The sequence below is a fragment of the Streptomyces sp. NPDC020597 genome (assembly GCF_044335095.1).
Classification (GTDB): Bacteria; Actinomycetota; Actinomycetes; order Streptomycetales; family Streptomycetaceae; genus Streptomyces.
The window spans coordinates 37,494-51,709 of record NZ_JBIRUL010000030.1; the positions used below are offsets into that span (position 1 = coordinate 37,494).

At 73.0% G+C, this 14,216-nt stretch carries 14 protein-coding genes; 10 read left to right on the plus strand and 4 right to left on the minus strand.

The window, feature by feature from the left end; genetic code table 11:
* The first annotated feature begins 47 nt into the window (after positions 1–47).
* Positions 48–677, plus strand: coding sequence for a TetR family transcriptional regulator (locus ACH4ZA_RS33620; RefSeq protein WP_057583434.1), 630 nt, complete (start codon positions 48–50; stop codon positions 675–677).
* 255 nt (positions 678–932) lie between these two features.
* On the opposite strand, the gene ACH4ZA_RS33625 is transcribed toward ACH4ZA_RS33620, so the two are convergent.
* The 3 genes from ACH4ZA_RS33625 to ACH4ZA_RS33635 form a co-directional block, all read right to left on the minus strand.
* On the minus strand, positions 933–1,166 hold the full coding sequence (locus ACH4ZA_RS33625) for a ferredoxin (RefSeq protein WP_319279502.1): 234 nt from the start codon (positions 1,164–1,166) through the stop codon (positions 933–935).
* Between the two features lie 6 nt (positions 1,167–1,172).
* On the minus strand, positions 1,173–2,630 hold the full coding sequence (locus ACH4ZA_RS33630) for an aldehyde dehydrogenase (protein ID WP_351672983.1): 1,458 nt from the start codon (positions 2,628–2,630) through the stop codon (positions 1,173–1,175).
* Positions 2,631–2,739: 109 nt separating this feature from the next.
* On the minus strand, positions 2,740–3,045 hold the full coding sequence (locus tag ACH4ZA_RS33635) for a hypothetical protein (protein ID WP_398433037.1): 306 nt from the start codon (positions 3,043–3,045) through the stop codon (positions 2,740–2,742).
* A gap of 247 nt (positions 3,046–3,292) precedes the next feature.
* Between ACH4ZA_RS33635 and ACH4ZA_RS33640 the strand changes: the two genes are divergently transcribed.
* The 9 genes from ACH4ZA_RS33640 (at position 3,293) to ACH4ZA_RS33680 (ending at position 12,769) form a co-directional block, all read left to right on the plus strand.
* Positions 3,293–4,360, plus strand: coding sequence for an MBL fold metallo-hydrolase (locus tag ACH4ZA_RS33640; protein WP_398433039.1), 1,068 nt, complete (start codon positions 3,293–3,295; stop codon positions 4,358–4,360).
* Positions 4,361–4,412: 52 nt separating this feature from the next.
* Positions 4,413–4,871 carry a nuclear transport factor 2 family protein gene (locus ACH4ZA_RS33645; RefSeq protein ID WP_398433040.1) on the plus strand — a complete coding sequence of 153 codons (459 nt, stop codon included), beginning with the start codon at positions 4,413–4,415 and terminating at the stop codon, positions 4,869–4,871.
* Between the two features lie 445 nt (positions 4,872–5,316).
* Positions 5,317–6,573 carry a prenyltransferase/squalene oxidase repeat-containing protein gene (locus ACH4ZA_RS33650; RefSeq protein WP_398433041.1) on the plus strand — a complete coding sequence of 419 codons (1,257 nt, stop codon included), beginning with the start codon at positions 5,317–5,319 and terminating at the stop codon, positions 6,571–6,573.
* On the plus strand, positions 6,570–7,328 hold the full coding sequence (locus ACH4ZA_RS33655; RefSeq protein ID WP_398433042.1) for an SCO2322 family protein: 759 nt from the start codon (positions 6,570–6,572) through the stop codon (positions 7,326–7,328). The genes ACH4ZA_RS33650 and ACH4ZA_RS33655 overlap by 4 nt, the downstream gene beginning before the upstream one ends.
* Complete coding sequence (locus ACH4ZA_RS33660) at positions 7,321–8,394, plus strand: energy-coupling factor transporter transmembrane component T (protein WP_398433043.1); 1,074 nt, start codon at positions 7,321–7,323, stop codon at positions 8,392–8,394. The genes ACH4ZA_RS33655 and ACH4ZA_RS33660 overlap by 8 nt, the downstream gene beginning before the upstream one ends.
* Positions 8,391–10,157 (plus strand): ABC transporter ATP-binding protein, encoded by a 1,767-nt coding sequence (locus ACH4ZA_RS33665; protein ID WP_398433044.1) that lies wholly within the window; start codon positions 8,391–8,393, stop codon positions 10,155–10,157. The genes ACH4ZA_RS33660 and ACH4ZA_RS33665 overlap by 4 nt, the downstream gene beginning before the upstream one ends.
* Positions 10,154–11,071 carry an ECF transporter S component gene (locus ACH4ZA_RS33670; protein ID WP_398433045.1) on the plus strand — a complete coding sequence of 306 codons (918 nt, stop codon included), beginning with the start codon at positions 10,154–10,156 and terminating at the stop codon, positions 11,069–11,071. The genes ACH4ZA_RS33665 and ACH4ZA_RS33670 overlap by 4 nt, the downstream gene beginning before the upstream one ends.
* A gap of 337 nt (positions 11,072–11,408) precedes the next feature.
* The gene (locus tag ACH4ZA_RS33675; protein ID WP_319279488.1) at positions 11,409–11,831 is read left to right on the plus strand and encodes a transglycosylase SLT domain-containing protein; all 423 of its coding nucleotides are present in this window, start codon (positions 11,409–11,411) and stop codon (positions 11,829–11,831) included.
* A 200-nt stretch (positions 11,832–12,031) separates the two neighbouring features.
* A complete protein-coding gene (locus ACH4ZA_RS33680) occupies positions 12,032–12,769 on the plus strand; it encodes a YoaK family protein (protein WP_398433046.1) in 738 nt (245 codons plus the stop codon).
* 81 nt (positions 12,770–12,850) lie between these two features.
* Here the strand turns inward: ACH4ZA_RS33680 and ACH4ZA_RS33685 are convergent, their stop codons facing one another.
* Complete coding sequence (locus tag ACH4ZA_RS33685) at positions 12,851–14,089, minus strand: cytochrome P450 (RefSeq protein ID WP_319279486.1); 1,239 nt, start codon at positions 14,087–14,089, stop codon at positions 12,851–12,853.
* Positions 14,090–14,216 lie beyond the last annotated feature (127 nt).

Here is a 14,216-nt window from a genome sequence, read left to right on the forward strand (position 1 = left end):
CACCGACGGTCACCACGACTGTCACGGAACGGACCGGAGCGGGACCCATGTCTGCGGATGCCACCCCACAGCGCCCGGCGCACTCACCTCTCACCGAGCGTCAGGAGGCACGCCGGCGCCGCATCCTGCACGCGAGCGCGCAGTTGGCCAGCCGGGGCGGCTTCGACGCGGTGCAGATGCGGGAGGTCGCCGAGTCCTCGCAGGTCGCCCTCGGCACGCTCTACCGCTACTTCCCCTCCAAGGTGCATCTGCTGGTCGCCACGATGCAGGACCAGCTGGAGCACATGCACGGCACGCTGCGCAAGAAGCCCCCGACCGGCGAGAGCGCCGCGGACCGCGTCGCGGAGACCCTGATGCGGGCCTTCCGCGCCCTGCAGCGCGAGCCGCATCTGGCGGACGCGATGGTGCGTGCGCTGACCTTCGCCGACCGCAGCGTGTCGCCGGAGGTGGACCAGGTGTCCCGGCAGACGACGGCGATCATCCTGGACTCGATGGGCCTGACCGACCCCACGCCAGAGCAGCTGTCCGCGGTCCGCGTCATCGAGCACACCTGGCACTCGGCGCTGATCACCTGGCTGTCCGGTCGCGCGTCCATCGCTCAGGTGCGGATCGACATCGAGACGGTGTGCCGGCTGATCGACGTGACCGATCCGAAGACGCCCGGGACGCGGGCGTAGGGCACGTGATGCGTGTAGCGCGGTCGCGGTCGGCGCACACGGAGACCTACGAGGCGACCGGGGTTCTCCGTCCGGCCCTGGCCTGCGGCCGTCCGGTCCCTCAGTCCGTCCGTCGACGTCGGCCCCGGCGGATGCCCTGTCGTGCGGCGTCGCGCCCGAGTCGGCTACTCCGGTCGAACTCCCTCACTCGCCTCGTAGGCCTCTACCAGAATAGAACACTCGAACAGGAATGAAACCCCCCAAATCGCATATTTCTCACTCGTCGGGAGGGAAGACCGCCTCACCGTTCTCCACCAGCGTGATCATGATCGCCTCCACCGGACAGCTCTCCGCTGCGGCCAGCACCCGCTCATTGGCGTCCGTGTCCGGATCGGCCGGATGCGACTGCCGCGCCGTGTCCAGCCGGAAGCCGCCGGGTGCGTGATGGATGCACTGGGCGGAGCCGATGCACAGAGAGCGGTCCACCTCGACATGCCAGCGGTCGCCCATGGCAGCTCAGCCCTCCCAGCCCGCCGGCAGGTGGATCATCTTGTGCTCCAGGTACTCGCCGAACCCCTCCGGCCCGAACTCCCGCCCCAGTCCGGAGTTCTTGTAGCCGCCGAACGGGCCGAGCATGTCGAGGCTGAAGGTGTTCACGGAGTACGTCCCGGTGCGGACCCGGCGCGCGATCTCGATGCCGTGCTCGACGTCGGCCGTCCACACGCTGCCGCTGAGCCCGTAGTCGGAGTCGTTGGCGATCTCGAGGGCCTCGGACTCGTCACCGTAGGGCAGCAGGCAGATCACCGGGCCGAAGATCTCCTCGCGGGCGATCCGCATGGAGTTGTCGACGTCGCCGAACAGGGTCGGCTCGACGTACCAGCCGCGTTCCAGGCCCGGCGGACGTCCACCGCCCGTGAGGATCTTCGCGCCCTCCTCCTGGCCGATGCGGATGTAGTCGAGGTTGCGGCGCTGCTGGCGCTCGGCCACCAGCGGGCCGACCTGCGTCGCCGGGTCCAGCGGGTCGCCCACGACCAGCGCGGCCGCCGCGGCGGCGAAGGCGTCGGCGAACTCGTCGTAGCGCGAGCGCGGCAGCAGGATGCGGGTCTGGGCGACACAGGCCTGACCGTTGTTCATCCAGGCGGCCGAGACGATCCCCGGGACGGCGGTGGCGATGTCCGCGTCCGGCAGGACGACGGCCGCCGATTTCCCGCCCAGTTCGAGCGTGACCCGCGTGAGGTTGCGGGACGCCACCTCCATGACGCGCTTGCCGGCCGCGACCGAGCCCGTGAAGGAGACCTTGTCGACGCCGGGATGCCCGACCAGGTACTCGCTCACCTCGCGGTCCGCGGGGAGGATCGACAGCACACCCTCCGGCAGACCGGCCTCGCGCGCGATGTCGGCGAGGACGTACGCGTCCAGCGGCGTCTCGGGCGAGGGCTTGAGGATCACCGTGCAGCCGGCGAGCAGCGCGGGCGCGAGTTTGGCCGCGGCGACGAACTGGGGGACGTTCCAGGGGACGACGGCGGCGACCACGCCGACCGGCTCGCGCCGCACGAGGATCCTGCCGAGCACGCCGTCGCGCCGCTCCTCGTAGGTGAAGTCGCCGGCGACCCTGATCGCCGCGTCCCACACCATCATCGCGCCGAGGGCCTGCGCGAGGACGCTCCAGGAGTACGGCGAGCCGTTCTCGGCGGAGATCACCCGGGCGAGCTCCTCGTGACGCGCGAGGATGCCGTCCTTGATCCGGGTGACGACCGCGATCCGTTCGTCGAGCGGGAGCCGGGGCCAGGGCCCCTCGTCGAAGGCCTGCCGGGCGACCGCGACGGCACGGTCCACATCCGCCCGCGAGGCGTGCGGAACCCGCCCGATGACTTCCTCGGTGTGCGGCGAGATCACCTCGATGACGGCATCGCCCAGGGGATCCGTCAACGTGCCGCCGATGAACAGCTGTCCGTGTTCCACGAGCTCGGCCATGGCCACTGCCTTCGTTTCTGACGGTGTTTCAGAAACTGATACCAGTTCCGGTCACACTACGCCAGGGAAGCCGCCGAACCGGCCCTCACCAGCGGCTTCTCCGCGCCGCTCAACCCCCCGACGCGCCGTCCCGCGCCATCAGCTCGTCCAGCCGCACCAGCAGCCCCTTCAGTGCGGCGACCCCCAGATCCGACGCCCAGGAACCCTCGAGCTCAGCCATGTCACACCCGTCGGCCACCCCCTTGAGGACCCCCAGCGCCAGCCCCGCCCACTGCCGTTCGGTCAGGCAGTCGGGCCGACCGACCGACTGCCGCGCCTGCCCCTCCGGCGCCGACTCGACGTCCGGGTCCACGTCCGGGTCCGTCACGGGTCCGCCGGCCTGAGCACGTGCCGCATCCTCCGCATTCCTCGCCATGTCCATCACACCCACCTCCTCCGGAAGGGAATCCGTTTCGCATCCCGGGCTTCGAACAGGCCGTGCGGGGAAGGCAGCCGCTCGTTCACTTCCCCTCGGAGAGATCGGCGGGATACGCCAGGAGACCCTACGTCCCCCGCCGACGCCGGTCAGCCTCACGTCCAACGCCCCGCACCGTCCGGTGACTTGAGCACCCATTGGAACGAGTTCTAGTTATAGTGGGCGATGGTCGGGCGACGGAGGGCAGATGAAGCGCAGTCAGGACGGACCCGACGACGGAACCGGCACGTTCGACCACGGTGGCGGTGTCCGCTCGTTGCGGGTGCCGATCCCCGACAACCCCCTCGGCCACACCCTGGTGTACGTCGTCGACACCGACCGCGGGCCGGTGCTGATCGACACCGGCTGGGACGACCCGTCCGCCTGGGAGGCCCTGACCACGGGCCTCACCGCCTGCGGCACCTCCGTCGAGACCCTGCACGGGGTGGTCGTCACCCACCACCACCCCGACCACCACGGCCTGTCCGGGAAGGTGCGGGAGGCCTCCGGGGCGTGGGTGGCCATGCACGCCGCGGACGCCGCGATCGTGCGGCGCACCCGGGGGACTCGGCCCGAGCGCTGGTACACGTACATGGCGGACAAGCTCACGGCCGCCGGCGCCCCCGAGGAGCACATCGCGCCCCTGCGCACGCCCACGGTCCGCCGCCGCACCCTGCCCGGCCTGGCGCCCGCCCTGCCCGACCGGGAGATCGTCCCCGGCGAGTTCCTCGACCTCCCCGGCCGCCGGCTGCGCGCGATCTGGACCCCGGGACACACCCCGGGCCATGTCTGCCTGCACCTGGAGGAGGAACACCCCGCCCGGCTCGGCGGCCACGGCCGGCTCTTCTCCGGCGACCATCTGCTCCCGAAGATCACCCCGCACATCGGCCTCTACGAGGACCCGGACGACGACACCGTCACCGACCCCCTCGGCGACTACCTGGACTCCCTCGAACGCGTCGGCCGACTCGGCGCCGCCGAGATCCTCCCGGCCCACCAGCACGCCTTCACCGACGCCCCCTCCCGCGTACGGGAGTTGCTCGCCCACCACGAGGACCGCCTCACCGGCCTCCTGGCCCTTCTCTCCGTCCCCCTCACCGCCTGGCAGGTCGCCGAACGCATGGAGTGGAACCGTCCCTGGGACCAGATCCCCTACGGCTCCCGCAACATCGCGGTCTCGGAGGCTGAAGCGCATCTGCGCAGACTCGTGAAACAGGGCCGCGCGGAGGCGGTGACGGGGAGCGATCCGGTGACGTACGTAGCCGTGGCGGCGTGACGTCGATGAAAACACGATCGCCGTCTCGCCGTCGCGCCTGGTAGACAGGCATATGGACCCTCTGGAGCGCCTCCTCGCCGAACGCGCCTGCGAGCGCCTCGTCGTCGACTTCGTCCACCGCCTGGACCTCGGCGAACCCTCCACCGTGGCGGAGCTGTTCACCGAGGACGGCAGCTGGGAGTGGCCGGCCGGCGAGCGGCTGGTCGTGGGGCGCGCCGCCCTGCGGGAGTACTTCGGCTCGCGGCCCGCCGACCGGCTGTCCCGCCGCCTGATGGCGAACATCCTCGTCACGGCCACCGGACCGGCCTCCGCGCACGCGGTCTCGTACTTCTCGACGCACCGGGTCGACGGCTACGAAGGCGGCGTCGTCCCCGCCGGACCGCCCGTCCAGGTCGGCCACTACCAGGACGCGTTCCGGCAGATCGACGGCGAATGGCTGCTGGCACGGCGGGTCCTGTTCCTCCCGTTCGGAGGGCCGACACCGCACGCCGCTACTCCGTCAGCGACCTGACCGACTCAGCAGCCGGCACGAGCAGTTCCGTCTCCTGCGGGCTCATCGTCGGGTTGCCGGCCCGTCGCCGCAGCGCCTCCGCCAGCCCCCGTCCTCCGTGAGCCCCTCCTCGGTCGGTCGGACGGGGGCGCGCGAAGCGGGGGCGGACGGCCGGCGCCGGGGTCCCCTCGGGCCCGTTACTACCTGCCGGTAGAGTGGCCGCGTCGTCCACGCCCGTACAGGGGGAAGCCGGTGCAATTCCGGCGCTGACCCTTCCCCAAGCCTCGGCTTTCGCTTGCCGCGGGGAGGCCCTGTCCGCAGAGCCGGATCGCCCGGTACGGGACGTGACCGGCTCGCGTGCGTCGGCAGGCCCGCCGTCGCACGGCACCGTCGAGGCCTACGGAGCCGAGCCGCCGGGATGTCCCGTGCTGCCCGGCTCCCCGACCGGGAGAGGCACCCGCCGATCATGAACGTCCGCCGTAGCGCCGCGGCTCTCGCCGCCGCCACCGTCGTGCTGGGCGCAGCCATCCCCGCCCTGGCCGCCACACCGTCCCCCGCCCCCACCGCGGCGAAGCCCGCCGGGCTGTACGGGACGTCCGACCCGACCTACGACGGCGTCTGGCGTCAGTCGCTGGCCCTGCTCGCGCAGCACACCGTGGGCGTCACCCCCGCCGACGAGGCGGTGGCGTGGCTGGCCGGGCAGCAGTGCGCGAACGGCGCCTTCGCCGCGTTCCGCGCCGATCCCGCGGGGCCCTGCGACGCGAAACTGATGACGGACACCAACAGCACGGCCGCGGCCGTCCAGGCGCTGACCGCCCTCGGCGGCCACCGGGCCGCCGCGGACAAGGCGGTCGGCTGGCTGAAGTCCGTCCAGAACGCCGACGGCGGCTGGGGCTACTCCGCGGGCGGGGCGAGCGACGCGAACTCGACGTCCGTCGTGGCGGGGGCGCTGACAGCGGCCGGGCAGCAGCCCGCGCAGGTGCGGAAGGCCGGGAAGTCGCCGCTCGACGCGCTCGGGAAGCTCTCCCTCCCGTGCGGCGGGGACGACGGCGGCGCGTTCGCCTACCAGCCGGACAAGAAGGGCGTCCTCGCGGCCAACGCGGACGCGACGGCGGCGGGCGTGCTCGGAGCCCTCGGCGAGGGCTTCGCGGCGACGGCCGGAAAGACCTCGGCGGCCCCCGTGTGCGGCGGCACGCCCGGCGCGCTCGCCCCGGCCGACCTCGCCCGCAACGGCGCCGCCCACCTCGTCCGGGCGGTCGCCGCCACCGGCCACCTCACGTCGGCCCTGCCCGGCGCCGAGGACCAGCCCGACTACGGCAACACCGCCGACGCGGTCGTCGCGCTCGCCGCCCAGGGCGCGGCCGAGCAGGCGAAGAAGTCCCTGGCCTGGCTGCAGCAGAACGCGGCGGCCTGGGCGAAGCAGAGCGGCCCGGCCGCCTACGCCCAACTGGTCTTCGCAGCCCATGCCATGGGCGCCGACCCGCGCGCGTTCGGCGGCACTGACCTGGTCGCACAGCTCAACGCGACGGGCCCGAGCCCGCAGGCCACCGAGCCGGCCGGCGACGCCGGCAAGAACACCGCGGCCGACGCCGAGGAGAAGGCCGACAAGAAGAACGACTCGGATTCCGGCTACAGCGTCTGGCTGATCGTCGGCGTCTTCCTCGTCGCCGGCATCGGCATCGGGTTCCTGATCAGCGCACGCGGCCGGAAGCGACAGCCGTGACAGGCCGTCGCGTCGCCCTCGTCCTCGCCGCGCTGTCGCTCGTCCTCACCGGCACGATCGGCGTGATCGGCACGGCCGGCCCGGCCCAGGCGGCGGGCTACCGCTACTGGTCCTTCTGGGACCGCACCGGCGGCCACTGGACGTACGCGACCCAGGGGCCGTCCACCGCCCGCCCGGCCGACGGCGACGTGCAGGGCTTCCGGTTCGCCGTGAGCGCGGACTCCCAGGACGCGTCGCAGCCGCGCGGCGCGGCCTCGTTCGCGGCGATCTGCGCCGGGATGCCCGCGCAGGACGGCGCCAAGCGCGTGGCCCTGGTCCTCGACTTCGGCACGGCGGCGGACGCCCCGGGCGGCGAGACACCGCCGTCGCCCTCGCCGCGCACGGCGTGCGCCCGGGTCTCCCCCGACGCGACGACGGCCGAGGCCCTCGCCGCCGTCGCCAAGCCCCTGCGCTACGACACGAACGCCCTGCTGTGCGCGATCGCCGGCTACCCGAAGACGAGCTGCGGGGAGCAGGTGTCGTCGACGGACGGGTCGGCGGACGGGTCGGCGAGCGCCTCGGCCGACGGGACGACGCGCGCGACGGGCGGGACGACGCCGTCCGCGCCCCAGCCGAAAGCCGGTGACGACAGCGGCAGCGACGGCAGCGGCAGCGGCCCGTCGCTCGGCGTGTACGGCGGCGCGGCGGCCGTGGCCGTGCTCGCCGCGGCAGCGGTGTGGCAGGCACGGCGGCGGGGTTCGCGCCGGAATGGCTGACCGCCGCTCCCGGCCGCACCTCCACCCCGCCGCCTGGTGGCTCTGGGCCCTCGGTCTGGGGACCGCCGCCACCCGTACCTCCAACCCTCTCCTCCTCGGCCTGCTCCTCGCCGTGTCCGCCTACGTCGTCGCCGTGTGCCGCCCGGACACGCCCTGGGCCCGCTCCTACGCCGCGTTCCTCAGGCTCGCCCTCGCCGTGCTGGTCATCCGGATCGCCTTCGTCGTCGTGCTGGGCTCCCCGATCCCGGGCACGCACGTCCTCGGCACACTCCCCGAGGTCCCCCTTCCGCACTGGGCGCAGGGCATCCGGCTGGGCGGCGCGGTCACGGCCGAGGGCCTGCTCTTCGCCCTCTACGACGCCCTGCGCCTGGCGACCCTGCTGGTGTGCGTGGGCGCGGCGAACGCCCTGGCCAGCCCCTCCCGCCTGCTGAAGACCCTGCCCGGAGCGCTCTACGAGATCGGCGTCGCGGTGGTGGTGGCCATGACGTTCGCCCCGAACCTCGTCGCGGACGTCCACCGGCTGCGCGCCGCACGCCGGCTGCGGGGCCGCCCGGACCGCGGTCTGCGCGGCCTGCTCCAGGTGGGCCTGCCGGTCCTGGAGGGCGCGCTGGAACGTTCGGTGGCCCTGGCCGCCGCGATGGACGCCCGCGGTTACGGCCGCACGGCCGACGTACCCGCTCCCGTCCGACGTACGACGGCCGCCCTCACCCTGGGCGGTCTGCTCGGCGTCTGCGCGGGAACGTACGGCCTGCTCACCGCGGCGGGCGGCACGTACGGCCTGCCGGTGCTGCTGGCCGGGGTCGTCGCGGCGCTCGCCGGGCTGCGCCTGGGAGGCCGCCGTTCCCCGCGCACCCGGTACCGTCCGGACCGCTGGACGCCGCGGGCCTGTCTGGTCGCCGCCTCCGGCGTCACCGTCGCGGCCGTCCTCGTCGTCGCCGCGTCCGCGGACCCGGCGGCCCTGCACCCCGGCGTGGTGCCGCTGACCGCGCCCGCCCTTCCGCTCTGGCCGGCGGCGGTCGTCCTGATCGGCCTGCTGCCCGCGTTCGTGTCCGAGGAGCCGTCGTGATCCGTTTCGAGAACGTCTCCGTGACGTACGCCGGCGTCGCCGAACCCGCCGTCGCCGGCGTCGACTTCGAGATCCCCGAGGGTGAACTCGTGCTGCTGGCAGGCCCGTCGGGGGTGGGCAAGTCGACGCTCCTGGGCGCGGTCGGCGGCCTCGTCCCGCACTTCACCGGCGGCACCCTGCGGGGCCGGGTCACGGTCGCCGGCCGTGACACCCGCACCCACAGACCGCGTGAACTCGCCGACGTCGTCGGCACCGTGGGCCAGGACCCGCTCTCGCACTTCGTGACGGACACGGTCGAGGAGGAACTGGCCTACGGCATGGAGTCGTTGGGCCTCCCACCGGAGGTGATGCGCCGCCGCGTCGAGGAGACCCTCGACCTGCTCGGCCTGGCCGGGCTGCGCGACCGCCCCATCGCCACCCTCTCCGGGGGCCAGCAGCAGCGCGTCGCGATCGGCTCGGTGCTCACCCCGCACCCCCGGGTGCTCGTCCTCGACGAACCGACGTCCGCGCTCGACCCGGCCGCCGCCGAGGAGGTCCTCGCGGTCCTGCTCCGGCTGGTCCACGACCTGGGGACGACCGTGCTGCTGGCGGAGCACCGGCTGGAGCGCGTCCTGCAGTACGCCGACCAGGTCGCCCTGCTGCCCGCCCCCGGGGCGGCCCCCGTGCTGGGCGCACCGGCGGACGTCATGGCCGTGTCCCCGGTGTTCCCGCCGGTCGTGGCCCTGGGCCGGACGGCGCACTGGTCGCCGCTGCCGCTGACGGTCCGCGACGCCCGCCGAAGGGCCGCCGACCTGCGCGAACGTCTCGCGGGGCGGGAAGCGAGCCGAGACACCGGCAACGCGCGCGGCGCCACTCACCCCGGGTCGGCGGCAGCGGAACCCGTACCCGCGCCTGTACCGGTCGTCGAGTCCCCGGCACAGACGCCGTCCGCGAGGCTCCGGGGCCTCCGCCTCCTGCGCCGCGCCCCTTCCCCGACCCCCTCCCCCTCTCCCGAGGTACCCACGGCCCTCGCGCACCCCGCCGAGGCCCGTTCCCTGGGCGTCCGCCGGGCGGGCGTCCAGGCATTGCGCGGCGTCGATCTCACCGTCGCGCCCGGCGAGACCGTCGCTCTCATGGGCCGCAACGGGGCGGGCAAGTCGACCCTGCTCAACACGCTCGTCGGCCTGGTCGAGCCGTCCGCCGGAACGGTCCGGGTCTCGGGCGCCGTCCCGCACCGCGCCTCGCCCCGCGACCTGGTGCGCCGCGTCGGACTGGTCCCGCAGGAGCCGCGCGACCTGCTGTACGCCGACACGGTCGCCGCCGAGTGCGCGGCCGCCGACCGGGACGCACGGGCCGAGCCCGGCTCCTGCCGTGCCCTGGTCTCGGAGCTGCTGCCCGGCATCGCGGACGGCGTCCACCCCCGCGACCTCTCCGAGGGCCAGCGCCTCACGCTCGCGCTGGCCGTCGTCCTCACCGCGCGTCCGCCGCTCCTCCTCCTCGACGAGCCGACCCGCGGCCTGGACTACGCGGCGAAGGCCCGCCTGGTCGCCGTGCTGCGCGGGCTGGCGGCGGCCGGTCACGCGATCGTGCTGGCCACGCACGACGTGGAGCTGGCCGCGGAACTGGCCGACCGGGTGGTGCTGCTCGCCGAGGGCGAGGTCATCGCGGACGGCCCGACAGCCGAGGTCGTCGTCTCCTCGCCGTCCTTCGCCCCGCAGGTGACGAAGATCCTGGCCCCGCAGCGGTGGCTCACCGTCGCGCAGGTGAGGGAGGCGCTGCGATGACGCCCCGAGCCGGACGACGTCCCCGAATCGGGCGGCTTCCCGGCCCCGGAGGGCGTTCCCGAGCCGGGCAGACCCCCCGAGCAGGGCGGCTGCCCCGTCCCGTCCGGCTCGGACCGCGCTCGCTCGCCGCGCTGACGCTGGTCGGCGCGGTGGGCGTGGTCGCCTTCGGCTGGCCCTTCCTGGCCCCGCCCTCCTCCGCGCTGAACGCCCACGCGCAGGACGCGCCCTGGCTCTTCGCGGGCCTGCTGGTGCTGCTGGTGGGGGTGGTCGCGGCGACGATCTCGGAGTCCGGGCTGGGCGCGAAGGCGGTGGCGATGCTGGGCGTGCTGGCGGCGACGGGTGCGGCGCTGCGTCCGCTGGGCGCGGGGACGGCGGGCATCGAGCCGATGTTCTTCCTGATGGTGCTGAGCGGGCGGGTCCTCGGTCCCGGCTTCGGCTTCGTCCTCGGCTCGGTGACCATGTTCGCGTCCGCGCTGCTCACCGGCGGGGTGGGCCCGTGGATGCCGTTCCAGATGCTGGCGATGGGCTGGTTCACGATGGGCGCGGGCCTGCTGCCGGGCGGCGACCGGTTGCGCGGCCGTGCGGAACTGCTCCTGCTGTCGGCCTACGGCTTCCTGGCCGCCTTCGCCTACGGCACGGCGATGAATCTGGCCGGTTGGCCGTTCATGGGCGCGCTGGCCTCGGGCGTCGCCTTCGATCCTGACGGGACGGTCCCGGCGAACCTGGCCCGCTTCGTGGCGTACTGCGTGGCGACCTCGCTGGGCTGGGACCTGGGGCGGGCGCTGGTCACGGTGCTGCTGACGTGCACGCTCGGTCCGGCGGTGCTGAAGGCGCTGCGCAGAGCCACCCGCCGGGCCGCCTTCGAGACCGCGGTCACATTCGAGGCCCCTCGGACACCCTCCGAGCACCGTTGACCGGTGAACCACCCCACATGACCCACATCACCTACTATTCGAACTAGTCGGGTAAATCGGATGCCATGCGCATGCCATTACCCGCTCTGACCTGCACATTGAGAGCCAGGTCACAACGGCGGCCCGCTCCCGACATACGACGTCCACTAGCAAAAGGGGTCTTTGCGGGCAGCGGCGGATCCTGTTTCTCTGGATGACGTCGCACGGCGCCGACGAGCCCACGGGCCTCGGCGCCGCGGCATGCAGCCACTCACCGCACACCACGCGGTACGTGCCACGCACCGCGTGACTCCGGCATGCAGGCGACCGCCACCGTCCCCGAAAGAAAAGGTTCTTCGTGTCCGTCTCCGTCATCCGTCGCATCGCTTCCCCGAAGAAGGCTCTCACCGGCATCGCCGTGGCCACCGCCGCCGCGGGCATGGCGCTGTCCGCCGCTCCGGCCCACGCCGCGACGACGTCCGCGCCCTCCGCCGCCAAGGCCCAGGCGATCGCGCACAAGATGATCCCGGACGCCGCGCAGTACAAGGCCTTCTCCAACATCGTCAAGCACGAGAGCGGCTGGGACGTCGACGCCACCAACGCCTCCTCCGGCGCCTACGGTCTCGTCCAGGCCCTGCCCGGCTCCAAGATGGCCTCGGCCGGCTCCGACTGGAAGACCAACGCCAAGACCCAGATCAAGTGGGGTCTGGACTACATGAACTCCCGCTACGGCAGCCCGGTCGGCGCCTGGACCTTCTGGCAGGCCAACGGCTGGTACTGAGCCACGCCGACCGCGCATCGCTCGCACCACCCGCACCACCTGCACCACCCGCACCACCCGCACCACCCGCACCACCCGCTTGAGTCTCACCGTGCGACCCGCGCCTGACAGCGCCCCGATACGCGTCGAAGGCGGCGACCCCCGATCCCCCGGGCCGTCGCCTTCGGCGTTTTCTCACGTCGCCGTGCTCCACTGAGCGGATGACCGGAACCGAGCCCCCGGAGCCCTCACAACCTGCGCAGCCCCCACGGCCTGCGCAGCCCGCGCAGGGACCGGAAGTACGCGGCGGCGTCCGTCTGACCGCCGTCCTCCTCGTCCTGACCGCCATGAGCGGCCTCATCGACGCGGTCACCTATCTCGGTCTGGGGCATGTCTTCACCGCCAACATGACCGGCAACGTCGTGGTGCTGGGTTTCGCCGCCGCCGGCGCCGCGGGCTTCTCGGTCCCGCACACGGCGACGTCGCTCGCCTGCTTCCTGGCGGGCGCCGCGACCGGCGGCCGGATCGCCCGGCGGCTGGGCGACGGCTCACGCCGCGCACCGGCGCGGGCGATGCTGGTCACCGAGGCGCTGCTCCTCGCGGTCTCGGCGGCCGTGGCGGCCGCCACCTCGGACGACGCCCCGGTCACCGTCTACACGGTCATCACGCTGACCGCGTTCGCCATGGGCCTGCGCAACGCGACGGTCCGCAAACTGCAGGTGCCCGGCATCACCACGACCACCGTCGTGACGATGACGCTGACCGGCCTGGCCGCCGACTCCTGGGCGGGCGACGGCTCGGGCCGGCGGTCACCGCGCCGCACGGCGGCCGTGGCCGCGATGTTCTCGGGCGCGGTGCTCGGCGCGGCCCTGGTGCTCCACGCCGACCTGGCGATTCCGCTGCTGCTGGCCGCCACGACGTCGGCGGCCCTGGCCTTCACGGTGTCCGACAGGGACTGACCACGGCCCAGGACCCACCACGACCCAGGACCGACCGGGGCACAGGGCCGGCCGCGGGCGAGAACGGACCGCGGGCGGCCGTCACCCCGGACTGACCCTCAGCTCCTTCACCCCGTTGATCCAGGCGGACCGCAGCCGTCGCGGGTCGCCCACCAGCTCCATGCCGGGCATGGCGTCGGCGATGGCGTTGAAGATGAGGTTGATCTCGAGGACGGCGAGCGACTTGCCGAGGCAGAAGTGCGGTCCGCCCCCGCCGAACCCGAGATGCGGATTGGGATCGCGGGTGACGTCGAAGGAGTCCGGGTTCTCGAACACCTCGGGGTCACGGTTGGCGGAGGCGTAGAAGATCCCGACCCGGTCGCCCTTCCTGATCAGCTTGCCGCCGAGTTCGGTGTCCTGGGTGGCGGTCCGCTGGAAGGCGACGACGGGGGTGGCCCACCGCACGATCTCCTCGGCGGCGGTGTCGGGCCGTTCGCGCTTGTAGAGCTCCCACTGCTCGGGGTGGGTGAGGAAGGCGTGCATCCCGTGGGTGGTGGCGTTGCGGGTCGTCTCGTTTCCGGCCACCGCGAGCATGAGGACGAAGAAACCGAACTCGTCGGAGTTCAGGTTGCCCTCGTTCTCGGCGGCCACCAGCGTGGAGACGATGTCCTGGGCGGGGCACTGCTTGCGCTCCGCGGCCATGTTCATGGCGTAGGCAATCACCTCGGCGGCCGACTGCTGGCCGACCTCCGCGGTGATGGCGTACTCGGGGTCGTCGTACGCGATCATCTTGTTGGACCACTCGAAGATCTTCGCGCGGTCGTCCTGGGGGATGCCGATCAGCTCGGCGATGGCCTGCAGCGGCAGCTCCGAGGCGACGGAGGTGACGAAGTCGAAGGAACCGCCGCCCTGTTCACGTGCCCGCTCGACGATGTCGACGGCCCGCGCCCGCAACCGCTCCTCGAGCCCCCGGATGGCCCGCGGCGTGAACCCCCGCTGCACGATCTGCCGCACGCGGGTGTGCTCGGGCGGGTCCATGTTCAGCAGGATGAACCGCTGGGCGTCGATGGAGGAGCGCTCGATGCGGTCGTTGAACCGGATGATCGCGGTGTTGAGATAGGAGGAGAAGAGCTCGGGATGCGTGGAAACGTATTTCACATCCGCGTGCCGGGTCACCGCCCAGTACCCCTCGTCCTGGAAGCCGGCGACATTGCCCGACTGCGGGATCCAGCGGACCGGTTCGGCCTGCCGCAGCGCGGCGAACTCGGGCAGGGGAACGTGGTGTTGCAGCAGGTCGGGGTCGGTGAAGTCGAACCCGTCGGGAAGCGCTGGACAGTGCATCGGCGGCTCCAGCCATCTGACGACGCCGGCTACGTCGGCATCCGCAGAATCTGACGTGTCATCAGAAACAGATTGCCGAGAAGGTAGTTCAGGAGCCTCGAGGCTGCAAGACCCTTGCGGTGACGCA

What these genes read in the sequence shown, in the direction of transcription:
- ACH4ZA_RS33620 (WP_057583434.1), top strand. Translation starts at nt 48, where the DNA reads ATGTCTGCGGATGCCACCCCACAGCGCCCGGCGCACTCACCTCTCACC.
- ACH4ZA_RS33625 (WP_319279502.1), bottom strand. Translation starts at nt 1,166, where the DNA reads ATGGGCGACCGCTGGCATGTCGAGGTGGACCGCTCTCTGTGCATCGGC.
- ACH4ZA_RS33630 (WP_351672983.1), bottom strand. Translation starts at nt 2,630, where the DNA reads ATGGCCGAGCTCGTGGAACACGGACAGCTGTTCATCGGCGGCACGTTG.
- ACH4ZA_RS33635 (WP_398433037.1), bottom strand. Translation starts at nt 3,045, where the DNA reads ATGGCGAGGAATGCGGAGGATGCGGCACGTGCTCAGGCCGGCGGACCC.
- ACH4ZA_RS33640 (WP_398433039.1), top strand. Translation starts at nt 3,293, where the DNA reads ATGAAGCGCAGTCAGGACGGACCCGACGACGGAACCGGCACGTTCGAC.
- ACH4ZA_RS33645 (WP_398433040.1), top strand. Translation starts at nt 4,413, where the DNA reads ATGGACCCTCTGGAGCGCCTCCTCGCCGAACGCGCCTGCGAGCGCCTC.
- ACH4ZA_RS33650 (WP_398433041.1), top strand. Translation starts at nt 5,317, where the DNA reads ATGAACGTCCGCCGTAGCGCCGCGGCTCTCGCCGCCGCCACCGTCGTG.
- ACH4ZA_RS33660 (WP_398433043.1), top strand. Translation starts at nt 7,321, where the DNA reads ATGGCTGACCGCCGCTCCCGGCCGCACCTCCACCCCGCCGCCTGGTGG.
- ACH4ZA_RS33670 (WP_398433045.1), top strand. Translation starts at nt 10,154, where the DNA reads ATGACGCCCCGAGCCGGACGACGTCCCCGAATCGGGCGGCTTCCCGGC.
- ACH4ZA_RS33680 (WP_398433046.1), top strand. Translation starts at nt 12,032, where the DNA reads ATGACCGGAACCGAGCCCCCGGAGCCCTCACAACCTGCGCAGCCCCCA.
- ACH4ZA_RS33685 (WP_319279486.1), bottom strand. Translation starts at nt 14,089, where the DNA reads ATGCACTGTCCAGCGCTTCCCGACGGGTTCGACTTCACCGACCCCGAC.